Genomic DNA, 25,924 nt, shown 5'->3' on the forward strand with positions numbered 1-25,924 from the left:
CTATAATGTTAATTAACTATAATTGATTTATCAATATGCAAAACCCAGCACAAAAAGTTATATCTTTTTCAGAGCATAAGTCTGATATAGAACGCATAAAGAAATCAATAGAAGAGGGGTGGGCGATAGTAAAGCTAGTACCTAATAACGACCGTTTTATCGGACTTTTAGAAAAGATTTCGCATGCTGAAGATGAAACAATCTATATTCCTCCAAGAAAAAAGATAATAGTTAATTAACACAAATAGCGAATTATTACATAATCTGCTATTCGGCTTAAGAAGTTGAATATAAAAGGTGACAATTGGCTTTCACTTTTTATATAAAGCTAAGTATATATTATTTTTTAGCAACAACTTATAATTCTTTACAAAATATAATGGAATTACCTAAAAAAGGTAGTTTTGTTTTACCCCATGCTTAAAAAGACCTTATTGTCATTTCCGTGTAGCATTGGTGTTGTTGCATGGATTAATCCCACCCTGTCATCCTAGCTCATTTGTAGAGAGATCCAGTTTAAAATACTCAGGTGACCTTGCGGTTAATAAAGTGCATTACCGTAGTTGCTGCAATCTGGCCTATATTTATTGGCTCAGGGAATCACGAATGGCGTCATATTCTCTTGTTACCGTCCTGCTCTAAACGACTGTAAACACTTAGCAATATCCTGTTATTAGAATTTAAAGTTGGAGTAACGCTCCCCGCTATTTTATTCTCTATCTTCTGCCCTAAACCAGATAGTGCGTTGTTATTTACAGCATTTACTGCAAGTTCCGTTACTTTCTCTATCGCTATCATCTTCGCCAGCTGTACTCCCCGCTAGCTCTATGATGGTCTTAAAAAAGTTTCCCACTTCACTCTTTCAAGCATTTTGATAGTTCAATACTCATAGGTCTTATTGGTAAAGGTTTATTTTCTGCTATAGCTTGCTGAAGTTCTTGCGTGATTGCTTCCCAGCATCTGTAATCTTCATCTTGTCTTTTCATTAAATCAAATTGGGCAAGGTAGGTATTTAGCTTTTCTTGAGCCTTTGTCACTTCTCCATCTTTAGCGTGTAAAAATTCTATTAAATGCGGGACATCTTCTGGAAATAGTCTTGGATTACACATTTGTATATAAGTTACTATCAATAACCAACCTAAATTACGTCTATCCTCTTTAGAATATTTAGGGTAATGTATATATTTTTCATCATCCATAAAAACATAATCGCAATATTCTTCTAATATTTCTCCAGTATCATATAATTCGCCTCAATGAAAATGATATTGTTGATAATGTTTTAACATTACTTCTAAAAATTCACCTAAATTTTCTAAGGTTATATCTTCTACTGCTTTAAATTCTACAGAATCAAAGAAATATAAATCTATATATTCTTGACGTGTTTTTCTGATATATGCATCTTCTTCATTTATTTTTGCATACCATAATTTATCTGTCATTGTTTATTTCATTTTGTTATTCTAATAATTTATACCGCTTCGAGGTTTCATTAAAGTTTTTATTACCTTATTTGCATATTGTTGTTGTGATTAGGTTATTTTTTAAAACAGCATCTCTCTCTATTTCTTGATATGTCCTGACATGAGCTACATTACCACTTGTATTATCAAATATTACAAACTGGTCATTTTTTATATCAACAGCAATAAGTTTTTCAGTATCATTACTTATGTTATAAGCATTTTTTAAAACCGTTTTAGGTTCTTTAGATGCTGGACTTTTTAACCACTTGAATTGAGGGTGATAATAAATGATTAGTATTTTAAGTTATTTTTTTGAATATCGTGGTCAAGCCACGGTATGACACGAATGCGTTTTTCTACACATTATTAGTATATCAGGTTCTACCACGCCTATCACAAATAGGGCTATAGTTTTATTTAGAAGATGGTGCCAATGTGGGGATTTGAACCCCAGACCTACGCATTACGAATGCGCCGCTCTACCAGCTGAGCTACATCGGCTGCAATATGATTATATTATGCTGAGATATGGATTCCTACGAGACATGTTTCGTCATTGCGAGCGACGACTGACAAGGAGCGTGGCAATCCAATAAAAAATTTAAAAATGCTAAAAGACTAGCATCCTTAATTGGACCCCGTGGTCAAGCCACGGGGTGCAAATGAGACATCTTTATAAATGCGTCGAAAATCTTAAATGGAAATGCTGCGTATCGTCATATTTCTTCTTCTTAACCGGGAAACCCCAATCCATTCTGATTGGTGCAAAACGTGTTACCCAAATAAAGCCGAAACCAATGGAAGCTCTAAGAGATTTATCGTTATAAAAACCGTTTGGAGTTTGATATTGTTTCTTATTTAGGCCTACTCCCCAAACGCTTCCTAAATCCATAAAGACTGTACTGATTAAATTAAATTCCTCAGGTATAGGTGTTGGGAAATTAAGCTCTGTTGAAAATGTGTAATATCGCTCACCACCAAGTCCTTCGTTAGTGACCTTTTCACGAGGTCCTACACCACCGCTTGCAAAGCCTCTTAAACTATAATCACCTAAATTAAAGCGATCGGAAATTCTAATAATTTTTCCTCCAAGCCCTGCAATATTGCCTCCGGAAGCAGATAATTTTAAAGTAAGCTTGTTATGTATGAAAGATTTATAATATTTACCGTCAACTTCATGCTTTATATATTTGTTATCACCTCCAACGCCGGCAAATTCTTGTGTGCCGCTTACTAAATAACCGTTCTTTGGAACAATTTTATTATCGGTTTGATCATAAGTAATAGTATGTCCTATAGCAGAAGTAATGAATCTTCCCATTTGCTCCTTTAAGAATATTGAGCTTGATGGAGTTGGAGCACTTAAAATATCACGTTTGATTAAATAATCTATTTCGTGACCTAAATCCTCTTTAATTTCATAACCAAGAGAAGTTTTGACTCCTATAGAGTGTAACTTATAGCTTTGATCAGTTGTATTTAATACACTAGCACCGCGTCCGGTATAGTTTCTAAACATGTTTACGCCAAGTGATAAATCACGATCTAAAAAGTGCGGTGCGGTAATACCACCGTAATAGCTTGTAGTGTTTTTACTTACTTGCACACCGGCATTAAGCAGTTTCCCGGTACCGACTAAATTACGCTCTAAGAAAGAGAAACGTCCGAATAAACCGCCGGCAGTATTATATCCTAAATCAAAACCTATAGAGGAAGTAGATTTTTCATCAACTTCAACGTTAACATCATATTTATCTTTAGCTTTAGTCGGAGCTAAGCTAATTGCTACTTTCTCAAAATAATCTAAATTTCTAATATTACGCTCACCTTTTTCAATATATGAACGATTAATTATATCACCTTCTTCTATTTTAAATTCTCTTCTTATAACAGGGTCTTCGGTTTTAAGGTTATTAATAATATTAATTGTATTAATATAAACCTTATCGGCTTTTTCAATAATAAATTTAATATCTGCAGTATGATTAGCATTTTTCATTATATCCGGATAAACATTTACCGCAGGGTAACCGTTCGCTGTAAAATATTCTCCAATTTTTTCAGCTATATCATTAACCTTTTTCATATTGAAAACCTTGCCTTGCTTAATATTAACAATTTTATTAAGCGGTGTTATATCTATATTAGTTAATTTATTGTCTATTGTAATATTACCGAAGCTATATTTTTCTCCCTCTTCAATGGAATAGGTAAGGGTGAAATATTCTTTAGTATTATTGAGTTCTGCTAATGCCGAAATTACTCTAAAATCTGCAAAACCTACAGATTGATAAAACTCTCTCAGTAATTCTTTATCATACTCCATTCTATCAGGATCATAAGTATCGTTACTTTCTAAAAAACGAAACCAACGAGATTCTTTAGTTAAAACAATAGATTTAAGTTCTGAATCACTATAATTTTCATTACCGCTAAAATAAATATAGTTAATACCGGTTTTTGGTCCTTCTGCTATATCAAAAATAACCTTAACTCTGTTGTTTTCTAAATTTTCGATTTTAGGTGTTACCGTAGTAGCAAAACGTCCGCTACGTTTATAAATTTCTAATATTTTCTTTACATCTAATTCAATTTTAGCTTGGCTAAGAGATTCACCCGACATTGTGTAAATTTCTTTAGCGAGAATATTAGTTTTGATTTTAGAATTACCGCTAAATACTATACTACTTATAAAAGGCGTTTCAGTAACGTTAACTATTAAATTACCATCATTTGTTATATGCATATTTATATTTCTAAAAAGTGAGGTGGCATATAAACGTTTTATTACCTCATCTTCTTTAGAATTATTATAGGTTTCTCCTACCTTAAGCTTTAAATAGCTCTCAATAGTAGAACGCTCAACCCTATGATTACCTTCGATAGTTATTTTACGAATTACAGAGTCAGCTAATGAAATATGATAATAAAAAATCGTTAATAATAAAATTGTTAACTTACTAATTGATCTGATTGTCACCTAAAACCTTCTTTAAGATTTAATTTAAATTTCTGTGTTTAAACCCAATGTCATCCCCCGTGGCTTGACCACGGTAAAAATAATAAATTAGATACCGCGTTCAAGTCGCGGTATGACAAAGAACTGGATTTTCGCTTTTAGCTAAGAATAATACAAAGTTCTCCTAACTAATGCATTCAAACATAATTAAACATAATTAATGTACTCCACTATAGTAGATAATATAAACGAGAGCAAGCAAATCTATAATTTAGGAAAACAAATTTTGTATATCGTTGGAAACAGCAATTATAATAAGAAAAATTATGATTATTGCTCCTAATTGTAACAAAATATTTTTAGTCTTAGGATGCGGTAATTTACCTGTAATTGCTTCATATAATATAAATACTAAATGTCCGCCGTCAAGCACCGGTATAGGTAGTAAGTTAAGTAACCCTAAATTAACGGAAAGCATTGCTATAAATAACAGATACATTTGGGTTCCACCAGCTATAGATTTGCCTGACTCTTTAGCAATAGCTATCGGCCCTCCTAGCTCATCGAATGAACGTTTTCCTACAATCATTTGCGATATTGCGTTTAGAGTTAAAGCAGACATATCTATAGTAGTATTAATAGCTTCCCATAATCCTCCTAAAATTCCTATTTTAGTATGAATAGGTTCATTTTTAGCTATAATACCGATGCGAAGAGTTTTCTTAACTTGCTTTTCTTCGGGAGGTGATATAATTATTTCTTGAGGCATTATATTAACGATAAATTCCTCACTTTTTCTTTCTATAGTTAAAGTAGAAGAGCTAAAACCGTTAATTAATATCTCTCTTTGCACGTCCCCGAAATCTTTAACAGATTTATCGTTAACCTTAACAATTTTATCTCCTGCTCTTAAGTCTGCTCTCTCTGCCGGTGATGAAGCTACTACATTACCTATTATAGGAGGAATCTCTGTTTTTCCAAAGTAACAATAAAAACCTGCAAATATTATTATGGCAAGTAAATAATTAATTAACGGACCTGCTGCAACGATTAAAAAACGTTCTAAACAAGATTTAGCATCAAAAGCTACTTTTTCGTTAACTTCTTTAGTCTTATCCATAAGGCTGCGATCATAGCCGTAAATCTTGACATAACCGCCAAGCGGTATAAGGCAAATCTTCCACCTAACTCCTTTTTTATCGGTAATGCCTATTAGTGCTTTACCGAAACCTATCGAGAACTCCTCAACTTTTACATTAAAATATCTAGCAATACAATAATGCCCAAATTCATGGATAAATACCAAGATACTAATTGTTATAATAAATCCTATTATAGAGAGCATAAAAATTTTATAAGTTTACTAATAAATTATTTTAAGGTATAAATTGTAAGGTTATAGATATCATTTCGTCGTTGTGAGTGGACGTTGCTATTTGGTTTCCGATTTCATTCCCGCGAAAGCGGGAATCCACAGAAAAAAAATTAAGTAATCCAAATGTATTAGTTTTAAAAACTAATAGTATTTATGTTTTTGAATTACTGGATTCCCGCTTTCACGGGAATGACATCACGCCATATCACCTTACGCATTGACGAAAATTAAATTTTAAATTTCTTTTCTCTATGAGTTCAAATAAAATTAATAAAAAGTCGATTGCACGTATTGCAGCAGTGCAAGCTATTTATCAAAACATATTGCAAAATAACGACGATATGGATGATATCATGCAAAATGTACTTTCTTTTTATCAAAATAATAATTCTATAACAGATTTACCTGAGAATTTAAAAATATCATTAAGTATAAGTCATTTTAAAATGCTGGTAAAGTCAGTATTTGAAAATATTCATAAACTAGACGAAATTATCGACAATCATTTAACAAATGATAAAGATCCTGCACATATGCCAATCTTACTCCGAGCTTTATTGCGTGTTAGTATATGTGAGCTATTATTTTGCCCTACTACGCCTGCTAAAGTAGTAATCAACGAATATACGGACATAGCAAATGATATGTTAAATGAGCATGAAATTGGTTTTGTTAATTCTGTATTAGATAAAATAGCAAAAGAGCATACTCGTTTAATTTGAAAAATTGGCTATAAGTACTGTGGTACTCAAGTATTATTAACGACTTTCGTGCCTCGTCTTGTGGATTCCTTGCTCTTTTCCAGATTAAACTTCGTCTACTTATTCTTCATTTATTTATAAGTATAAAAGATTTTATGACAAATAATTTAAGCGGTTATAGAAATAAATTCGTTAGAGTTAAGACTTCTAAAAAACGCACCGTCTCTTCTAGTAATTGGCTTAGACGCCAATTAAACGATCCGTATGTTGCAAAAGCACGTATAGACGGCTTTAGGTCACGAGCTGCATATAAACTACTTGAAATTCATGAAAAATTTAAACTTTTTACTCCTAACATGAAAATTGTTGATCTAGGAGCAGCTCCTGGGGGATGGAGTCAAGTAGCTTCTAAGCTGATTAAAGCTTCGGATAATAACCTAAATAATAAAATAATCTCTATCGATGTGTTAGAAATTGAACATGTTGCTGGAGTTGAATTTGTTCAAAAGGACTTTTTTGAAGCAGATACGGAAGAATTAATTATTCAGGCTTTAGACGGTAGAGCTGATATAGTAATGAGTGATATGGCATCAAATACCATAGGTCATAAAGCTACAGACCATATAAGAACCTTACTTTTATGTGAGCAAGCTTTTGAATTTGCTTTAAAAGTACTAAAACCCTCCGGTCATTTTATTGCTAAAATTTTTCGTGGCGGTGCAGAAAATGAATTATTACATAAAGTAAAGCGTGAATTTAAAACAGTGAAACATTTTAAACCTTCATCCAGCCGCAGTGAATCTACGGAAATCTATTTAGTTGCTCTAAATAAGAAATAATGAATATGAAAGGAGAAAGGTGATTTCTGCCTATAAATTTATTTTTTTATTTAACATATTAGAGGATATAGATGATAATTACTTATATCTCCTGTTGTTTGGACTTCCTGAGCATATTCTTGACTGCAGCTTTGAAAATTATTATACATCCCAACTAAATTAGCTCCGGTTTCAGTTTCAACTATTTGATTATATAAATTATTTTTTAAATTTAGAGTATTTTTAGCATATTTTGGTGTTGCTGCTTCCCAATCATCTATGGTTAAAGTAATATTCTGTTTCAAATCAGAAAAATTCACAAGTCCATGTTTACTGATTCCGGCTATGATTTCTTCAAAGCCTTCGACTATTACATTAATTCCTAGATATTTTGTAACTTTTTGTTTGGCAAAATTATATAAATATGATGCCCATTCTTCTGATTGTGATAGTGTTGTTTTTTTACCAGGAAGTACCATTGTTGTTTGTCCAAAATGCTTATTAGTAATATTAATAAGATTATGTTTTGCATTATATATCTTAGAATGGGTAGCTAGCTCTTTTATTGGAGTTGTTACTTTTCCGGTAAATAAATTTTTTTCTATGCCTCTTTCAATTATCGGTTTTGAGCCAGGGCTGTCAAAAGTTGTAGATTTATTAAAATGTAGGTTGCGAGAATGTATTTCTACTAAGGTTAAATCTGCAATTATTGCTCCAAGTGAATGACCGCTAGTATTAAAACTATATTCTGTGGCTTTACTTAAGCCGCCTAATTTGTTAATTATTTCATTAACAAAATCCTGAATTGGAGTTAGTTTAGTAGGTAAGTAGTGCAGTGCGATAAGCAAGTCGTCTAATAAATCATATATATTGAATTTTGTGCCGGCACTAGCAATATGAACTTCTTTAGTGTCTTTATTTATAAATGCGACGGCTTTATAAGCATATTTAGCAGTGTTGATATTATCACATGAAGCAGTCAGTATTTCCCAGCCGCTATCTGTTAATTGTTCATTGACCTTTGATGCTTTTAGCTTATAAATATTTAAATCATCTGTTTTATATGCGAGGTCTAAACCTATATAAGCAAGCTTTTTAGTGCTAATATGTTTAGAATTTTTGTACGTAGGCATATCTACCTCTTTTTGATCAATTTTACCATAAAATATGGTTTTTTCTAAAAAATGTCAAGTCAAATATTAAGCTATTATTAAATAAAAGATTGATATTTGATTACTTTTGTCATATAGTGCATTTACAACCATGAAGTATGGTGAATTAAATTAGGAGATAGACTATGTTGACATTATTAATACAAAACTTATGCAGAAGTAATAAACCGATCACTTACTTATCTTTAATAGAAAAAGCAAAAGCAGATTATAGTTTTTATACAAAATTAGCATCAGGAAGCTTTTTTGTAGGAGTAAGTAGTTTGTTTTCATTTAGTAGTTGGTTAAGCAAAATACCTTTAATAACATGGGGTGTTTTTGGTACTAGTTATGGGACAAAAGGCATTATGGAGAGTAATGAACAAATAAAGCTTTTTACTCAAGCTCATGAAGCAACTAAAGTTGAAGCGTATTTGGCTACTTCGGGGTTAGGAAGTTTTGTATACGGTACTGCTATAGATAAAAACGGTATAGATAAATTTACCGGTAAATATATTGAAGGAACAAACGCTAAGATAATATCTAATTCAATAACTCGCGTACCAACCTTAAGTTTAACGGAAGACGGCGTTGGTTACAAACATAATGGTGGCTATGAAATAGTAGAATCAACAGATCGTGCGTTATATCAGGCAATACCTGGCGTGAAAGGACAATATACAAATAAATTAGTTCTAGATACTAGTATTCTTCCTTTACATGCTTGTATTATTCAGCAGCTAATACAAAATGGCTATTCAAGTGAAGATATTGAAAAAGCTTTAAGTTTAGGAACTGTTGCAAAGAGAGAAAGTTACAAAAATAAGCAATTAGCAGAATACAAGCCAAATTTGACAAGTAAGTTATGGCATGGTACAGAAAAAGCTATGCAAAATAAAGTAGTAGAACTTTCAAAAGAAATACAGAAATATGCTGAAATAAATGAAGCTTATGAAAAATTATTTAATTATCATACTTCCACTAGTGCAGAACAAGAAGAGCAGTTTTATAGCCTTGATTATAATAATGATAATCACACTCAAATCTTAGGAGATGAGGGAGATGGAGGATATATATCTGATATTGCCTAGTAACTAAATACAAAACTTTCTAAAGAGTAAGGTTATAGATCTATAACCTTACTCTTTATTTATTTAATAACCTCTTTAGCTCTCCTTTCGAAAGCTATAATCATTTTTTCGGTTGCTTTGGTAAAATAAGTGTCGATTAATTTATCCAGTATTACGGATTTCATTTTAAAATCAATAAAGAATTTTAATGCAGTTCCTGCCGTGCATGGAACAAATTGCCAAGTACTTTTTAAATATTCAAAAGGTCCTGAAATAGCTACCGTATTAATCAAATATATTCCATCATCTGTTATTGCGCTTGTAACTCGTGAGTTATATTTTTCTGAAAAGCCTTTTAACTGAATTACTAATTCAGCAATAACCTCTTGATTATTTTCTGAAATAATTCTAGAAGCAAAACACCAAGGCAAGAATTTAGGATAAGATTTTACATCCCAGACCAAATCAAACAATTCTTGCGGTTTATAGGGTAAAATTTTAGTGTGTTGAAGGCAAGGCATTAGAAATCTGTGACTTTACCTTTATGCTGCCAGTCCCCGTATCTTGTCGGTTCTAGACCTTTAACACCGCCAATTTCTTTTTCTTTTGGTAAATTTTCTTTTTCTGATATATTATTAGATATCTTTACAAACTTCGTTTCTAGAGGTAATTTAGACATCGATCCGGTACTCATCACATCCTCACGTATGTCCATATACGCTGTAGTGCTGCGTTCCGTGTCTCCTGTACATTCCTCTCTATAAGCTGGTTTGGAAAGATGTCTATTATCTTTTTTATCGTCCATAGTACTAAATATATGAAATATAACCGTATTTATATTAATAGTCGTTTAGCTGAAAATAGCAAGATAGAATTAGCAAGTGATCATCATGTTCATTATGTCAAAACGGTGCTACGTCTTAAAGTAAATGATGGCTTACGTCTCTTTAACGGTACGGATGGAGAATTTCTAGCACAAATTAACGATATAGGTAAAAATAACCTATCGGTTAGACTGAAAGAACAGTTAAAAAAGCCTTATACAGAATCTACGTTAACTCTTGCTGTTGCTATAATAAAGCAAGATAAATTAATGCTTGCAATAAATATGGCTACGCAACTCGGTATAACTAAAATTATTCCGTTAATTACTAGGTGGTGTCAATTTAGATCGGTAAATATCGAACGTTTAACGAAATGTGTTATTGAGGCAACAGAGCAATCAGAACGTCTTACTCCCCCGATAATTGAAAAAGCTATCACAATACAAGATTACCTAAAAAAGAATAATAATTTGATGTTATATGCTAATGAACATGAAAAAGAAGAAAATTCTATATTACGAATTTCATCATTACTTAGTAATAGTGATATAACTATTATTGTAGGACCGGAGGGAGGCTTTACTAATGATGAGCTGGAACTTCTTGCCTCATATAAGAATACAAAATCTATAAGTTTAGGAAGTAATATATTACGTGCTGAAACAGCAGCAATAACTGCTATAGCACAAGTGAGGTTGTTAGGTAGTCATTGCGAGGAAATTGCATAGCAATTGACGAAGCAATCTCAGGAGTTTGTTATGATTTCATGAGATTGCCACGCAGCCTACGGCTGCTCGCAATGACGCAAAGGTAGAGTTACTTCGCCTTTTCTATTCCGGGTTTACAAAATAGCTTACCTAAACAAAGGAAAGAATATACACCACAAAAGCCTATAATTATATAAAGTATTGTAACAATAATTGGAAATGAGCCAAATAAAAGTGTGACTAAATTAAAATTAAATAATCCGACTAAACCCCAATTTATAGCACCTATAGAAGATAATAAATGTACAGTAGTAATAAGTGGATTATTAGAAGTATTTATTAACATATTTAAGCTCCTTTTAGTTAAACGTAAAAGACCTTGTTGTGTGGCTCATACCTCTGTCATCCCACAACTTGATAGCGGGGTCCAGTTAAAATACTAAAATTACACTAGTATTATGGGTTACATTTTTGGATCCCGTGGCGAGGCCTCGGGATGACACTATATGCGTTTTCCGAGCCATGCAACAAAACTAACGTAAAATAATCATTCCTCATTTTGAGCTATATGTCTACTAAATTTTATTATTCTATAATTTATTAATCCTTCTTAAAAGTGTGATATATTACAGGTATAACAAAAATTGTAAATATAGTACCGATGCTTAATCCTCCAACTATTACAAAGCCTATAGAATTACGAGCAGCAGCACTGGCCCCGTCTGCAAAAACTAGAGGTAAAGCTCCGACTACGGCAGCAAGAGTAGTCATAAGAATTGGACGCAAGCGAAGTTTTGAGGATTCTATTATAGCTTCTTGAACCTTTACTCCTTTTGCTCTTAGCTGATTAGCAAATTCTACTATCATAATAGAATTCTTAGTAATTAATCCAATTAAAGTAATAAGTCCTATATTACTATACATATTAAGGCTATTACCGGCAAGCCAGAGAGCAAGTACACCACCGGTTATTGAGAAAGGTACGGCGAGTAATATTAATAAAGGGTCAGTAAAGCTTTCAAATTGAGCTGCAAGCACTAAATAGATAAATATAAGAGCAAACACAAATGTTATAAGCATATTACTGTCTGCCTCTCTCATTTGTTTAATTTCTCCTATATATTCAATTATAGTATTACTAGGATCAAGTAACTTAGCGGCTATTTTATTGATTTCATTAATTGCATCATCAATTTTCCTGTCAGGAGCAAGATCAGAAGAAATAGTAACGGATTTTGAATTATTATAATGACTATATGATTTTACTGATATTTTTTCCGTAATATTGGCTATCGATTCAAGCGGTAACATATTATTATTTTTTGCTCTGATTAAAATTTTACTAAAATCGCTAATATCTTTTCGATCTTTTTGATTAAATTGTAATATAACGTCATATAAATCATTACTCATTCTAAAATGCCCGATTTGTTGACCTGCAAGTAAATATTGTACCGTTTTGCCTATATTTGCCAAATCCATTCCGTATAAATAAGCCTTATCACGGTTGACTTCTATACTTATAGTCGGCATTGCCGATTGTAAATTTCTATTGACGTTTAAGAAAATAGGATTTGTTTTCATTATATCAATAAATTGTTGTGATATTTTATCTAGATCATCATATTCAAGGTTCGTTTGAATAGTAAACTCGATAGGGCTACTTGCATTCCCGCTAACCATTGAACGTGGATCCATAGCGTAAATCGACATGCCCGGTATTTCAGAAAACTGCTTATTTAACATATTCTTAATAGTTTCTTGGGAACAAGAACGCTCACCCCAATTTTTTAGAGGAATGAATCCAAAAACGTTATCGCTACCGCCTGCACCTATTACCATCAGATAACCTAATATATCTTTATAATTAGCAAGGATTTTTTCGGCTTCTTTCACTACTTTAGTAGAAGATTCTAAATTAGAACCTTCAGGACCTTTAAGAGAAACTTGTAAGAATCCATCATCTTCTTGGGGTACGAAAATTTTTTGAGTAAATTTAAAACTAATAATCAGCACTATAAATGATGATGCAATAATGATGACAAATTTCTTTTGATTTTCAAAAGTTAGCTTTAGATAGTAAATATATTTATTTTGAATAAATTGTAGAATGTCGTTAAACTTTACTAAGAATTTTGGTAAGTCCGTATTATGTTTTGTAACCATACGACTTGACATCATAGGAGTTAAAGTTAAAGCAACAAATCCTGAGAACAAAACACAAAATGCTAAAGTCCAAGCAAATTCAATAAATAATTTCCCGATAAAACCCTCTATAAAACCCACGGGTAAAAATACGGCAGCAAGCGTAATAGTCATAGCAATGATTGCAAAGCCGATTTCTTGAGAAGCAAGCATAGCCGCTTCCATGGGTTTATGCCCCATTTCATTATATCTAAAAATGTTTTCAAGCATAACTATCGCATCATCGACCACTAAACCTATAGCAAGTATCATAGCAAGGAGAGTAAATATATTAATAGAAAATCCAAAAGCATACATTACGCTAAAAGTACCGATCAACGATACCGGAATCGTTACAAACGGAATTAAGGTAATTTTAGCAGAAGCAAGAAATAAATAAGTGACTAAAACTACTAATATTAAAGCTTCAAAAATTGTTTGAAATACTGCATAAATTGATGCTTTTACAGGTGTTGCTGCATCATATGCGATACCCATGCTTATTCCTTTGGGCATGGATTCTTTAATTCTTTCTAGTGCTTTAGTTACTTCATGTGATAAATCTATGACGTTAGCTTTTGATGCTTTTATAAGACCAAGGGCAATAGAGCTTTTGCCGTTATATCTAAAAATTATGTCCTCATCGGGAGAAGTTAAAGATATTTTTGCTATATCTCGTAATTTTATGATACCTCCGTTTTGTACTTTTAGAATAATATTACCGAATTCTTCTGGTGTAGATAAAGAACCTGCAAGAGTTACTATAAAATTATTGCTTTTTGTTTTAATCGTACCTGCTGGATAATCTTTGTTTTGCTCTTTTATTGCGGATTCAATCTCCAATAAAGAAATTTTATGTTGATATAATTTTTTAGAATCGGGTTCTATTCTTATTATATATTCCCGACCGCCGTAAATTTGTGACTGTCCTACGCTTTCAAGTTTATCTAACGGTGTTTGTAGATTATCTTCGACGATCTTTGTTAATTCTAAATCGCTATATTGATCACTTTCAATGCTTATGAAGAGGCTTGGGAAACTATCGGCATCAAGTTTTGTAACTGACGGGGCTTTCATATCTTGCGGGAACATATAAGTGATATCCGATATTTTGGCGCGGACATCGTTTAGTGCTACTTCAATATCGGTAGATAATAGAAACGATAAAGTAATACTACTTTCGCCGGTAGAACTTTGAGAAGTTATATAATCTAAATTTTTAACCGTCTTTAAAGCTTTTTCTATACGTGTCGTTATTGCTTGCTCCATATATAAGGCATCGGCACCTGCATAATGAGCTTCGACATTTATAATAGGAACTGAAATATCCGGAGTACCTCTAATTTGTAGTTTGGTAAAAAACATTGCTCCAAGAGCTACGATAATCAAATTCAAAACTGTAGCCAAGACAGGGCGTTTAATACAAATTTTAGACAATAACATTGGATTAAAAATTTTATTCTAAATTAATGTGCATAGTGAATTATTACATAATCTGCTATTCGGTTAGAAATATTCTATATAAAAGGTGAAAGACGGTTTCCACTTTTTATGTAAATTAAGTATATATTGTTTTTTATTAAAAAACTTATAATTTTTTATAGAGTAGAAAATTAGTTTTTGTAATTTACTACTGACAATAAATTATGGTTTTAACGATAAATTTTCACTTTAATTACTTGATTAAGATAGTTTTAACAGTATAACTGATGTAAAATGGCTACATTTTTCTATAAATTAATATAATAACGTATATATTTTAAATTTTGTCAATAACTGGCATTTGCAGTATGTGGGTAGTTTGTTATAATTAACGCACATAAAAAATATATTGATGTATATTATTGCCAGTTGTATATATTTTTTTATAAAAAAACATCAATACATATTAACCTATCAAAGGAGAATTGATTTTATTATGAGTACACATAACACAAAAGAACCAAAAAAAATGAATAAAACCGAATTTATAGCATTTATGACCGACCATGGTCATAATCATAAACATGCTTCACATAAAACATTAACAAAAGCTGAAGCCGAGAAAGCACTTAATTTAGTTCTTGATAGTGTGATTAGTGCTATAAAGAGCCACCATAATATTAATATAACAGGTTTCGGTTCATTTGAAATACATCATAGAAAAGCACGTGAGGGTCGTAACCCAAAAACCGGAGCAAAAATGAAAATAGATGCTTACAATCAACCTACTTTTAGAGCCGGAAGAAAAATGAAAGAAGCTTGTAATTAAAAGAAGTAACATATTTACAGTACTAATAATTTCCGAACCCCGTTACACGCTTGCGGGGTGACACTAGAAAAACCAGCTCATGCAATAATGCTCTGCAAAAGCCGGAATGATATAGAATACTTCTTAAGTACAATTCATAATGATATTACAACCATTGATAATTGAACGCCTAGAGTTTAACTTAAAACATAATACGCTATACAATAGTTGGCTTATCGAAGCCGAAAATATAGAGCAAGCTTTAAAAGATTTAGAAGAGTTTATATATATTAAGCTTTTTAAGAATAGCATTCCTCTTAACAACAATCCTGATTATCATTTCATCGCTAGGGAAACTTCAGCTACATCTAATGCTAAAAATATTTCTATTGAACAAATAAGAAAATTACAAGACTTCTTAAGTAAAACTTCTGCAATTTCAGGTTATAAAGTTGCAATAATTTATGCGGCAGAGCTTATGAATTTGAATGCAGCGAATTCATGCTTAAAAATTCTTGAAGATGCACCAAAGAATAGTTACATTTTTTTAATTACTTCAAGAGCTGCAAGTATTATTTCTACAATTAGATCAAGATGTTTTAAAATTAATGTTAGATCATCTATCCATCATACTAAAAACGAATTATATTCCGAGTTTATTCAGTCGATAGCAGATAACAAAACGTTAGATTTTATTAATCGCTTTACTACTAAAGACCGAGAATTATGGCTAGATTTTATTGATAATTTATTATTATTAATGAATAGAATCCTTAAAAAATCTGCCAACGTTAATATTGAACTTCTAGATTTGGAAAATAAGATTTTTAATAAACTATCAAATAGACACCCTTCATATTTACTGCAAAAATTTACCGACATAAAAAAGTTAATATATAATACCATTGATTATGATTTGGACTTAAAAACAAGTTATATATTAGTGGTGAATGAGTTTTCTAGTAATTAACACGATATCACTACGTTCCTTTCTATGTTATCCATAAAACAACAAAATATATTGAGATACTCCTTTTTTTTAAAAATAGTTAATAGATATTCAAGATAGAAAGCGGCTTCCCTCTAGAATATAAATTTAATTTATGTTTTATTTTGACTATTGTTAATTTACTCGTAGTATATATTAGGTTTTAGGAACTTTATAAATTAAATTATTTGCATGTTTAAAACTTTAACACAAAATTTAACGAAGATTTTTGATAAGCTAGTTAGCTCAGGCATTTTGACGGAAGCCCAAATAGATGTTGCTATGCGGGATATAAGAGTGGCGCTTTTAGAGTCAGATGTTGCATTACCGGTGATAAAAGATTTTATAGCGGAAGTTAAACAGAAAGCTTTAGGGCAGGAGGTTATTAAGTCTGTGTCACCTGGACAGATGATAATTAAAATTATCCATGAAGAGATGATCAATCTCTTAGCTTCAAGTAAAAGTGAGACAAAGCTAAATTTAAATTCAAAGCCGCCCGTAAATTTCCTAATGGTAGGGCTGCAAGGGAGTGGTAAAACTACGGCGAGTAGTAAGCTTGCTTTACGGCTTAGAAATCAAAATAAGAAAGTTTTACTTGTTTCTTTGGATACTTACAGACCGGCCGCACAAGAGCAACTCGCTATACTTGCAAACTCAGTACAGATTAATTCATTACCTATTGTGCAAGGTGAGAAACCCCTCGATATTGTCAAAAGAGCTATTGCCGAGGCTAAAATTTCTGCTTATGATGTCGTAATTTATGATACGGCAGGGCGTACACAAATTGATAAAGCGATGATGGAGGAAGCGCTTGCAATAAAAAAGATAGTGGAGCCTACAGAAACTTTGTTAGTAATCGACAGTATGACAGGGCAGGATGCAGTAGTTACGGCAAGTAGTTTTAATGAAAAGTTAGCAATTTCAGGATTAATTTTATCTAGAATTGACGGCGATTCCAAGGGTGGTGCAGCACTCAGTGTAAAATATATTACTAAAAAGCCGATTAAATTTTTAAGTAGCGGTGAAAACCTAATTGATTTAGAAGAATTCGATGCTGAACGTTTAGCTTCTCGAATACTGGATATGGGTGATATTATCTCTTTTGTTGAAAAAGCAGCTAGTATTGTTGATAGAGAAGAAGCCGAAAAAACGGCAGCTAAATTAAAAAAGGGTAAGTTTGATTTAAATGATTATCTTCAGCAAATGAGAAGTATAAAAAAAATGGGAGGTTTTGGAAGTATACTTAGTATGTTACCGGGTAGCGGTAAAATTATGGATCAAATAGATCAATCAAAATTAAATAGTAAAATAATTGCACATCAAGAAGCAATTATTTTATCTATGACGCCAAAAGAACGTAAAAATCCCGATATAATTAATGCTTCTCGTAGGAAACGTATAGCGGTTGGAGCAGGAACTACGGTACAAAAGGTAAATATTTTGCTAAAGCAATATAAACAAATAAGCGAGATAATGAAAAAAGCCAGTAAAATGAATCCTAAAAATCTATTACGTAGCGGAATTGGAAAATTGTTGTCTTGAATTTATATTATATCTACATTATGTCATTCCTGCGAAGCGGAAATCCAGTCAAGCATATAAAAACAAGTGTTTGTATGGTTATTTTATCCAGTATGTAACTTCTGTAGCAATATTGAAGTTATTTTTCTGGATTCCCGCCTACGCGGGAATGACATCGAGTAGGTTTTCCGATCCATGCAACAATGCCGACTTGATTGCGGGATCCAGTTAAAAATACTAAAATTATATGGATCCTGTGGTCAAGCCACGGGGTGACCTTTTCCTTAAGTTGACACCCATGTGTCTTCGCAGGAATGACATCGACGGTTTTTTTAAACTATCCAGTAGTATAATAAGTAACACATATTGACCTAGTATTAAATTTAATTAATTTTTAATTTCAAAGCATTTGCAAAAAATGTATAAATATTGATCAAATGATTGGCACTATCTTTTAAATCACTACCACTACCATGCCCACTATCTACACTTCCTAGAAAGTAAGTTTTAGTATTTGGGTTTTTTCAAGCACATACTCAAAAATTCTTCCATGTCATGGATGTACACGCTGCTCTAATACTGAATCTGTAATTAACACAGCTTGGTATTTTTGTGTTAAAGATAAATTCTCTAGCGGTGCATATTTTTTGATATGTACTAAATCTTCTACTTTGGATCACCATATTCTGTACCCAATGAATGTCCTGCTCCGAATTCTTTATATCGTATCAAGTATCGGCACTTCACATGCTATAGCTCCAAATAAATCAGGACGCTGTGTCATTGCAACACTTACTAGCAATCCGCCGTTACTTCCTCCTTTAATTCCTAAATACTCAGGGCTAGTAATATTTTGTTTTATTAAATCCTCTGCTACTGCAATAAAATCATTCAAGCCGGTTTGATGTGTTATTCCTTGAGTCGCCTTATGCCACTCAGGACCAAACTCTCCGCCACCTCTAATATTAGCAAGAACACTAACCCCGCCATGTTTAACCCATACTTCATTTTCCATGCGAGAGAAATATGGAGAGTTGATTACTTGAAAACCGCTGTATGCTTCAAGTAATGTTGGATTCTTACAATCTTTGTACCTTTTTTATAGACAATAAAATATGGTATTTTAACTCCATCCGAGCTTGTAGCTTCCTTTTGATCTACAACATAATTTTGCTATCAAACGGATATAAAGGCTTTCTAATAACTTTTAATTCATGAGTTTTATCCCATAAATAGATAGTGGGAGGAACTATAGAATTTTCTATAGTAATTAATTCATCTTCTTCCTCATCATCAGACAACATACCAAAAATTGTATTTTCATAAGACAGTAAAGTTACCGGTTTTGTCCATTCATGATTTTCTAATGTAAATGTTACTACTTTTGAAAATAACATTCTCATAGCTAGTTAAAAATACCGTATCTTTAGTCATTCCTACAAAATACAATACTTCCCTCTCTGTTGGGGTAAATAATATTTTTAAGCTAGCTTTATCGCTATCTTCTTTTAGAAGATCAGCGTAGTGTATGGCAATAAGTGAACCTGCTTTATATTACTATCTTTAAATTGCCAATCGGAACGCAGTAGCCAAAATACATATTCTTTAAAAGAACCTTCAGGTATTGCATCTGATGGCATATTTATTTTTTATAATTTGAAGCGCTCATCTTTAGTATCTAAAATATAATGATCGTAATTATAAAAAGCCTTATTTGCAGATATAAATATTAAAGATGAAGAAATATTATCGGTAAAAGCTTACTGACTGATACACGTATATAATTCTTTGGTATTTCAAATAGTTTTTTGGCTTTCTCTATAGGTTTTCCTCGCTGCCATATGTAGAGCAAGCTAGGATATAAAGAGTCAGTCACTTCCTCTTGATGCAAAACTGGATAAATATAATAGTATCTTGATCAACCCAAGTAGGGACAGTAAATTTACCTTCTAGTAATTTCCCGCTACTTGTTTTTGGCTCAAAACCATTTTTTACAAAATCTTTTGCTCTAAATCCCATGCTCTAAAAAACATCTCATCCTTACCGCCAAATGACATGGTAATTAAGAAACGATTAGGATTTTGAAAACAATCACTCCCACCTCGATACATTACTTTTTTACCGAGTTTTTTGGATAATTTATCAAAATCGATTAGAACTTCCCAATTTGGTTTATCTTTCGAGTAATTCTCAACCAATGTCCTACGCCATAACCCTTGCGGGTTTTTATAATCCATCCAAAAATTATACACGTAACCTTTACGTATAGCACCAAAAGGAGTTTTTCTTTGATCATAGCAAACAGATTCTATTTCTTTCTTAACTACCTTATAAGTAGGCATAGATTTGCAAGCCTTTGCTGTTTTATCAGTACGCTCTTTTGCCCATTTTAGAGCTTTAGTTTCTTCTAGAAATTTAGTGTCTTTTGGGTTATATATTTGTTCATTATTACTTCCCATAGCTTGAACACAAAAAATTATAAAATAGTGGGTAATTTTTTTCATTATTTTAATAATATCTATTAAATTAAAAGCTTTATTTAAAGTTTTCTTTGAATTAGAATAGTGTTTTATCATACACCTTGAATAACATCAAAGAAGATGCTAGGTTTTGTAGACATTGCTAATTGATTTGCTATTTTGAGGTCTTTTTTAGCGAAAATTAATAAGATTTTTGTAGAAATAGTTATTCATATTTCAAAAAAATCTTATAATTTGTAGCAAAAAATAACCAAAATTAAATCTTTTTAGCAATGTCCACAAAACCTAAGTTAGCACTAGCAAAAATACAAAATATGAGAGTTATGGCTAATGATTTAAGTATTTATATTCATTGGCCTTTTTGTTTGTCCAAATGTCCGTATTGTGATTTTAATTCTCATGTAGCAAGTATTATAGATCATAATCCGTGGCTTAAATCTTATGAAACTGAAATTGAATATTTTAAGGATATTATTCAAAATAAATATATAAAATCTATTTTTTTTGGAGGCGGTACTCCCTCTTTAATGAATCCTGTAATAGTTGAAGGAATAATAAATAAAATCAGTAATCTAGCAATTATTGATAATCAAACCGAGATAACTCTAGAAACTAATCCCACATCATTTGAAACTGAAAAATTTAAAGCATTCAAAGCCGCCGGGATTAATCGTGTTTCAATAGGAGTGCAATCCTTAAAAGAGGACGATTTAAAAAAATTAGGTAGGACTCATGATTGTATGCAGGCCATTAAAACAATTGAGGCGGCAAATACGATTTTTCTACGAGTGTCATTTGATTTAATATATGCACGTAGCGGTCAGACATTAAAAGACTGGCAAGAAGAATTAAAACAAGCTATGCAGCTCGCTACCTCACATATTTCTCTTTATCAATTGACTATTGAAAAAGGTACGCCGTGTTATAAATTGTTTAAGGAAGGTAATCTGATTTTGCCGCATTCAGATGCGGCAGCTGAAATGTATGAATGGACAAATCATTATCTAGAATCTAAAAAGTATTTTAGATATGAAATATCCAATTATGCTATGATAGGGTATGAATGTTTGCATAATTTAACTTATTGGAATTATAATAGCTATTTAGGTATAGGCCCCGGAGCTCATAGTAGAATCATTGAATCCTCAAGTTTGGTATCGGCAATTATGATGTGGCATAAACCTGAAAAATGGTTAGATGCGGTTAAAACAAAAAATGTTGGTATTCAAACTAATACTAAGTTAACACATCAAGAGATTATTGAAGAAATGCTAATGATGGGTTTACGCCTTAGCAAAGGTATAAATATTTCTACATTAGAGCAGAAATTAAACACGAAATTAGAGAATATTTTAGATATGAATAATCTTAAGCATTATCAAGCGTTAGACTTAATTAGACTAGATGAAAATATCTATCTTACCGACAAAGGTTTAATGCTGTATAGCTACATAGTACCTAGATTGATTATATGAAAATTATTCAAGTAATTTTAAAGTTTATAATTATTTTTATTATTGCTTCTATTCATGTTATGGAATGTAAACTTGAGTTTAAAAAAGATATATGTGAATGGTGTTGAGTATGATCAAAAAGTCGAAAATCCAATTACACCGATAGCAAATGCTATTAAAGCAGATAATATTGATGAAGTAAAAAAATATTAGATGAGGGATATGGAGTAAATCAACCATACTTGGGCTGGACTCCTTTAGATTATGCTATATCGAATAATAATATAAAAATTGCCGATTTTTTATTAAAGTGTGGTGCACCTATGAATTTAATCCATATAAATATAGGATTTATGAAGCCGGAAATTGCCGAACTTTTAATTCATCAGGGCATGAGTCCTAATTTAAGATATGAAGACGGTATTACCGGAATGATGCTAGCCGCAGAAAGAAATAATCTTGATTTAATAAAACTTTTGCTTACGTTAGGTGTTAATCCTAATGTTCAAAATTCTAAAACCGGAATGACTTCCCTTATTATGCATCATCATATCTTAATGTTGAACCTACTCGTATTTTATTAGAATATGGAGCGGATCAAAAATTAAAGATTGCAAAGGGAAAAGAGCTTTAGATTGGATAGCGGTGGATGCTAATAGAACTTTACATGCTTATGACGTAGAATACTATACTGCTTTATTTGTTGCTCCATTTAAAACTAAACTGAAAATTATAAAAGAAAGAAATAGCATAAAGACTCAAAACAAAGAAAAGTAATAAAAAAGCTTCTCAATTCTCACCGTTAAATTTTTGTAGCGTTTCTATTTATACTTCACAAGTTAGGATAAAAACCTATCTTAATTTTCTGCCTTATGTTCTGTCTCTGTCATTGCAAGAAAATTGCATAGCAATTGACGAAGTAAGGAAGAGAAAAAATTCTGATTTACAGAATTCTTTTATTATTTTTTGGGGAGTGCCATGCAGTCTACGACTGCGATGTTGTTAGCCCGATTAAGATATCTTGGTAGCTCAATTGATTTAATAATATCTTTAAGGCTAATATATACTATAGGTAGATTCTCATGTCCTTTATGTACAATCCCCAAAATTAAGTGTCAACTATAGGCGATAAGTTATCACTCTTCTTGGTCATTTGGACGGTATGCAGCATCTACATGCCAATCTCAATCATTATACGGCGATTGAGAGCTATGTTCATTATGCGAATTACGTCTTGGTGCTACTGCTCTAATAATATTCTTATCTTCTTTATATAATACAGGCAAACTACCAATTATCCCTATTACTCCATACATATGACAAATTAATTCTTCTATTCCGCTAATCCGTACCTCACCGTCATAGGGAGTCATTATATTATAATTTTTTTGATCGATATTTTTTATATGTATAATTTCTGCATTATTATTTCCGGCATCTTTAATTTCTTTTGTATAATTTACATATTTTGTATCTCTAAATATAAATCTTTGTTTTCTTTCAACCAGCTAGTTAATCTAACGATTGTATTGTTTAAATTTTCTAATGTTGCTATACAAGTTTTTTCATCTAAAATTTTCCTCCAAACATCATAGCACGCATTATTATAGTCAATATTAGTATCTTCAATGATGAAATAATCCCCTTCTTCAAAAATATTCTAAAATACCTATAGTATTAATATGAGCATCTTCTATTCAAAGTATAGGATGTACTATTTCAGATATTTTTTCTTTTGGGAATATTGCCTCTACTTTATTAGAATCACCTTGTAAAAATTCTATTCTATTATCTTCTTTTTGATAACTATATTTTAATTTCGCTTTTCCTTGGATTCCTGCTTTCGCGGGAATGACATAAAACGCATTTTTCAATTCAGACAACAATGCTTATAGTTGCTCGCAATGACAATGTCTGGTCTTAGTTAGCAATATCATTAAGATAAATATACTTCCTTATCTAAAGTATCTTCGCTGTTATCTATAATCATAGTAATTGTTGCATCGCCGGTAATATTGATAGTAGTACGTAGCATATCAAGTATTCGGTCAATACCAGCAATAATTGCTACTCCCTCTATAGGTAAGTGAACCGAAGAAAGAACCATAGGAAGCATTATCAAAGAGGCACCGGGAATACCGGCACCACCGATAGATCCAAGTGTTGAGGTGAGAATAATGACTAAATAGTCGTGAGGAGCAAGTGTTACTCCCATCATCTGAGCAAAAAATATGGTGGTAAGAGATAAATTTATAGCAAAGCCGTCCATATTAATTGATGCACCTATCGGAAGTACGAACGAAGTACTAGACTCTGAAATGCCAAGCTTTTCACGACAAACTTGCATAGTAGTTGCAAGAGTTGCCTTACTGCTTGAAGTAGAAAAAGCAAGTATCTGATACTCAAAACTTTTCTTATAAAAAGGTATAGGTGAAACACGACAGAATACACATATAAGTAAGCCAAAAACTAAATATTGGAATGTCATCGCCACAACTACCGCTACAACAAGTTTCGATAAACTAATCATTACCTCAACTCCCTGCATGCCTACAATCCAGCCTGTTAAAGCAAAAGCACCGTAAGGGGATAATTGAATAACAAACGATATCATTTTTAATATTAATTTTGACATTACATGAATTAAATCAGTAATAGGTTCACCGATAGATTTCATTTTGTTTAAGGTAATTCCAACAAAAATAGCAAAAAATACAACTTGTAAGACATCACCGTTTGCAAAAGCTCCAACAGCATTATCAGGGACGATATTTACAAAAAAATCAATTATATTAAATGCAGTTCTGCTTGTCGTTCCTGAAGAGGTGAAATCTATATGTACGCCTACTCCTGGCTTTAATACTAAGGCAACAGTGAGTCCAAAAACCGTGGCAAAAAAGGTAGTACCTAAAAAAGCGACTACCGCTTTCATTCCTACTCTACCAAGGGCAGAATTATCATTCATACTAGTGATACCGGAAACCAAACTGAAGAAAATTAAAGGGGTAATGATCATTTTTATCAAACGTAAGAAAATGTCACCGATAGGTTTAATATAATTAACATATTGTGGTAAGTATATACCATATATAATACCTAAGATTAACCCTAAGGTAACTTTTTGCCATAATTTCATAATTTACTTACTTAATTTAAATTTTCTCAACTATAAGTTTATTTATTATTTTGGTTAATCCATTCTAAGTACTTTTGAAAGCCATAGTCAATATTTATTTTTATTATTTGTGGTAATTCATAATTATGCATTTCAAGGAGTTTATTTTCAATTGCATTATAATTAGAAGATTTTGTTTTAATTACAAGTCTATATTCAGTTTCTAAAGTTACTCTACCATTCCATCTAAAGTAACTTTTGACATCGTCAATTTGAATGCAGGCAGTAAGATTTAATTCTAACAAAACAGATGCTATTTTCTCGGCAATTTGTAAATCATTAGTAGTAGTTAAAATTAAACAGCAATCTTGCATGCCTAAACCTCAACAAAACAATTCGGTGTTTCATATAGTTTGAGGCTAGTTACGAAGAAGTTTTGACTTACGAAAAGTTTAGGAAAAATTTCATTCTTTAAATGCGTCGCTATATTTTCTGCAGTTGGGTTATTTTGCATGTAATATATTTTTTGACCGGTACAATTTTCTATTTGCTGCCCCATTTCATTATCGTCTTGATGTAGGATTAAGCTATGATCAAAATTTTCATCAATCCATTTTTTAGCTAAATCCTTAATTAAACCAAAATCGATTACCATACCAAGTTTATCGGTTTTGTTTGCGGCTATAGCGATCTCAAGAACATAGCGATGGCCGTGCAGGAATTGACATTTATTTTGATGTTCTATAATTCTATGTCCTGCATCGAACTCAATACGACGAGTACATTTTATCATTATTATATACTTCCTTTCTTTGAATGATTTTACTTTTTTTTCAAAGAGTAAAAACGGGACCACGTCATTGTGAGGAAAATTACGA

General features: G+C 31.9%; 27 protein-coding genes, 1 tRNA gene and 1 pseudogene. 10 read left to right on the forward strand and 19 right to left on the reverse strand.

Annotation, left to right across the window (positions count from 1 at the left end; translation table 11 throughout):
* Positions 1 to 35: 35 nt before the first annotated feature.
* Positions 36 to 239 carry a DUF2674 domain-containing protein gene (locus tag RSA_RS01005; RefSeq protein WP_004996604.1) on the forward strand — a complete coding sequence of 68 codons (204 nt, stop codon included), beginning with the start codon at positions 36 to 38 and terminating at the stop codon, positions 237 to 239.
* Positions 240 to 612: 373 nt separating this feature from the next.
* Here RSA_RS01005 and RSA_RS01010 read toward each other — a convergent pair whose 3' ends face one another.
* The 5 genes and pseudogenes from RSA_RS01010 to rseP all read right to left on the reverse strand — a co-directional run bounded on the left by RSA_RS01010 (position 613) and on the right by rseP (position 5,773).
* Positions 613 to 798: a hypothetical protein gene (locus RSA_RS01010; RefSeq protein ID WP_012150416.1), complete on the reverse strand. Its 186-nt coding sequence runs from the start codon at positions 796 to 798 to the stop codon at positions 613 to 615.
* A gap of 56 nt (positions 799 to 854) precedes the next feature.
* Positions 855 to 1,445: pseudogene (locus RSA_RS10190) on the reverse strand (hypothetical protein).
* A gap of 449 nt (positions 1,446 to 1,894) precedes the next feature.
* Positions 1,895 to 1,970: transfer RNA gene (locus tag RSA_RS01020), tRNA-Thr, on the reverse strand.
* 172 nt (positions 1,971 to 2,142) lie between these two features.
* Complete coding sequence (gene bamA / locus RSA_RS01025; protein WP_014364423.1) at positions 2,143 to 4,449, reverse strand: outer membrane protein assembly factor BamA; 2,307 nt, start codon at positions 4,447 to 4,449, stop codon at positions 2,143 to 2,145.
* Positions 4,450 to 4,699: 250 nt separating this feature from the next.
* Positions 4,700 to 5,773: an RIP metalloprotease RseP gene (rseP, locus tag RSA_RS01030; RefSeq protein WP_014364424.1), complete on the reverse strand. Its 1,074-nt coding sequence runs from the start codon at positions 5,771 to 5,773 to the stop codon at positions 4,700 to 4,702.
* 281 nt (positions 5,774 to 6,054) lie between these two features.
* Between rseP and nusB the strand changes: the two genes are divergently transcribed.
* Positions 6,055 to 6,525 carry a transcription antitermination factor NusB gene (gene nusB, locus RSA_RS01035; RefSeq protein WP_012736449.1) on the forward strand — a complete coding sequence of 157 codons (471 nt, stop codon included), beginning with the start codon at positions 6,055 to 6,057 and terminating at the stop codon, positions 6,523 to 6,525.
* Positions 6,526 to 6,659: 134 nt separating this feature from the next.
* Entirely contained in the window at positions 6,660 to 7,343 is a 684-nt protein-coding gene (locus RSA_RS01040) for an RlmE family RNA methyltransferase (protein ID WP_004996598.1), read from the forward strand.
* 50 nt (positions 7,344 to 7,393) lie between these two features.
* Here RSA_RS01040 and RSA_RS01045 read toward each other — a convergent pair whose 3' ends face one another.
* Entirely contained in the window at positions 7,394 to 8,455 is a 1,062-nt protein-coding gene (locus RSA_RS01045) for a hypothetical protein (RefSeq protein WP_014364425.1), read from the reverse strand.
* A gap of 164 nt (positions 8,456 to 8,619) precedes the next feature.
* On the opposite strand from RSA_RS01045, the gene RSA_RS01050 reads away from it, so the two are divergent.
* Positions 8,620 to 9,564, forward strand: a complete 945-nt coding sequence (locus RSA_RS01050; RefSeq protein ID WP_014364426.1) for a hypothetical protein — start codon at positions 8,620 to 8,622, stop codon at positions 9,562 to 9,564.
* 59 nt (positions 9,565 to 9,623) lie between these two features.
* On the opposite strand, the gene RSA_RS01055 is transcribed toward RSA_RS01050, so the two are convergent.
* Together RSA_RS01055 and RSA_RS01060 are read right to left on the reverse strand one after the other, a co-directional pair.
* Complete coding sequence (locus RSA_RS01055) at positions 9,624 to 10,064, reverse strand: type II toxin-antitoxin system RatA family toxin (protein WP_014364427.1); 441 nt, start codon at positions 10,062 to 10,064, stop codon at positions 9,624 to 9,626.
* Positions 10,064 to 10,348 carry a DUF1674 domain-containing protein gene (locus RSA_RS01060; RefSeq protein WP_012150425.1) on the reverse strand — a complete coding sequence of 95 codons (285 nt, stop codon included), beginning with the start codon at positions 10,346 to 10,348 and terminating at the stop codon, positions 10,064 to 10,066. The genes RSA_RS01055 and RSA_RS01060 overlap by 1 nt, the downstream gene beginning before the upstream one ends.
* Positions 10,349 to 10,360: 12 nt before the next feature.
* Between RSA_RS01060 and RSA_RS01065 the strand changes: the two genes are divergently transcribed.
* Entirely contained in the window at positions 10,361 to 11,095 is a 735-nt protein-coding gene (locus RSA_RS01065) for a 16S rRNA (uracil(1498)-N(3))-methyltransferase (protein ID WP_012150426.1), read from the forward strand.
* 88 nt (positions 11,096 to 11,183) lie between these two features.
* On the opposite strand, the gene RSA_RS01070 is transcribed toward RSA_RS01065, so the two are convergent.
* Positions 11,184 to 11,420 (reverse strand): DUF378 domain-containing protein, encoded by a 237-nt coding sequence (locus tag RSA_RS01070; protein WP_012150427.1) that lies wholly within the window; start codon positions 11,418 to 11,420, stop codon positions 11,184 to 11,186.
* Between the two features lie 254 nt (positions 11,421 to 11,674).
* Positions 11,675 to 14,701, reverse strand: a complete 3,027-nt coding sequence (locus RSA_RS01075; RefSeq protein ID WP_014364428.1) for an efflux RND transporter permease subunit — start codon at positions 14,699 to 14,701, stop codon at positions 11,675 to 11,677.
* Between the two features lie 475 nt (positions 14,702 to 15,176).
* Here RSA_RS01075 and RSA_RS01080 point away from each other — a divergent pair, with 475 nt between their 5' ends.
* The 3 genes from RSA_RS01080 (at position 15,177) to ffh (ending at position 18,018) form a co-directional block, all read left to right on the forward strand.
* Complete coding sequence (locus tag RSA_RS01080) at positions 15,177 to 15,509, forward strand: HU family DNA-binding protein (protein ID WP_004996579.1); 333 nt, start codon at positions 15,177 to 15,179, stop codon at positions 15,507 to 15,509.
* 139 nt (positions 15,510 to 15,648) lie between these two features.
* Positions 15,649 to 16,458: a DNA polymerase III subunit delta' gene (locus RSA_RS01085; protein ID WP_196792865.1), complete on the forward strand. Its 810-nt coding sequence runs from the start codon at positions 15,649 to 15,651 to the stop codon at positions 16,456 to 16,458.
* A gap of 210 nt (positions 16,459 to 16,668) precedes the next feature.
* Entirely contained in the window at positions 16,669 to 18,018 is a 1,350-nt protein-coding gene (ffh, locus tag RSA_RS01090) for a signal recognition particle protein (protein ID WP_014364430.1), read from the forward strand.
* Between the two features lie 697 nt (positions 18,019 to 18,715).
* On the opposite strand, the gene RSA_RS10410 is transcribed toward ffh, so the two are convergent.
* The 4 genes from RSA_RS10410 to RSA_RS10425 all read right to left on the reverse strand — a co-directional run bounded on the left by RSA_RS10410 (position 18,716) and on the right by RSA_RS10425 (position 20,573).
* On the reverse strand, positions 18,716 to 19,012 hold the full coding sequence (locus RSA_RS10410; RefSeq protein ID WP_014364431.1) for a prolyl oligopeptidase family serine peptidase: 297 nt from the start codon (positions 19,010 to 19,012) through the stop codon (positions 18,716 to 18,718).
* 142 nt (positions 19,013 to 19,154) lie between these two features.
* A complete protein-coding gene (locus RSA_RS10415; RefSeq protein ID WP_014364432.1) occupies positions 19,155 to 19,394 on the reverse strand; it encodes a prolyl oligopeptidase family protein in 240 nt (79 codons plus the stop codon).
* Positions 19,395 to 19,505: 111 nt separating this feature from the next.
* Complete coding sequence (locus RSA_RS10420) at positions 19,506 to 19,637, reverse strand: prolyl endopeptidase (protein ID WP_075807898.1); 132 nt, start codon at positions 19,635 to 19,637, stop codon at positions 19,506 to 19,508.
* Positions 19,638 to 19,988: 351 nt separating this feature from the next.
* On the reverse strand, positions 19,989 to 20,573 hold the full coding sequence (locus RSA_RS10425; protein WP_014364434.1) for a prolyl oligopeptidase family protein: 585 nt from the start codon (positions 20,571 to 20,573) through the stop codon (positions 19,989 to 19,991).
* A 176-nt stretch (positions 20,574 to 20,749) separates the two neighbouring features.
* Here RSA_RS10425 and hemW point away from each other — a divergent pair, with 176 nt between their 5' ends.
* Positions 20,750 to 21,952: a radical SAM family heme chaperone HemW gene (gene hemW / locus RSA_RS01115; protein ID WP_014364435.1), complete on the forward strand. Its 1,203-nt coding sequence runs from the start codon at positions 20,750 to 20,752 to the stop codon at positions 21,950 to 21,952.
* 221 nt (positions 21,953 to 22,173) lie between these two features.
* Positions 22,174 to 22,515 carry an ankyrin repeat domain-containing protein gene (locus RSA_RS01120; RefSeq protein ID WP_014364436.1) on the forward strand — a complete coding sequence of 114 codons (342 nt, stop codon included), beginning with the start codon at positions 22,174 to 22,176 and terminating at the stop codon, positions 22,513 to 22,515.
* A gap of 600 nt (positions 22,516 to 23,115) precedes the next feature.
* Here RSA_RS01120 and RSA_RS01130 read toward each other — a convergent pair.
* The 5 genes from RSA_RS01130 to RSA_RS01150 form a co-directional block, all read right to left on the reverse strand.
* On the reverse strand, positions 23,116 to 23,304 hold the full coding sequence (locus RSA_RS01130) for a hypothetical protein (protein WP_014364437.1): 189 nt from the start codon (positions 23,302 to 23,304) through the stop codon (positions 23,116 to 23,118).
* Between the two features lie 324 nt (positions 23,305 to 23,628).
* Positions 23,629 to 23,814 carry a hypothetical protein gene (locus tag RSA_RS01135; RefSeq protein WP_014013930.1) on the reverse strand — a complete coding sequence of 62 codons (186 nt, stop codon included), beginning with the start codon at positions 23,812 to 23,814 and terminating at the stop codon, positions 23,629 to 23,631.
* Between the two features lie 53 nt (positions 23,815 to 23,867).
* A complete protein-coding gene (locus RSA_RS01140) occupies positions 23,868 to 25,067 on the reverse strand; it encodes a dicarboxylate/amino acid:cation symporter (protein ID WP_014364438.1) in 1,200 nt (399 codons plus the stop codon).
* Positions 25,068 to 25,105: 38 nt separating this feature from the next.
* On the reverse strand, positions 25,106 to 25,420 hold the full coding sequence (gene cutA, locus RSA_RS01145; protein WP_014364439.1) for a divalent-cation tolerance protein CutA: 315 nt from the start codon (positions 25,418 to 25,420) through the stop codon (positions 25,106 to 25,108).
* Between the two features lie 2 nt (positions 25,421 to 25,422).
* Positions 25,423 to 25,839 (reverse strand): 6-pyruvoyl trahydropterin synthase family protein, encoded by a 417-nt coding sequence (locus RSA_RS01150; protein WP_014364440.1) that lies wholly within the window; start codon positions 25,837 to 25,839, stop codon positions 25,423 to 25,425.
* Positions 25,840 to 25,924: the final 85 nt, after the last annotated feature.

Source organism: Rickettsia philipii str. 364D, assembly GCF_000283995.1.
GTDB classification, from domain to species: Bacteria; Pseudomonadota; Alphaproteobacteria; order Rickettsiales; family Rickettsiaceae; genus Rickettsia; species Rickettsia rickettsii.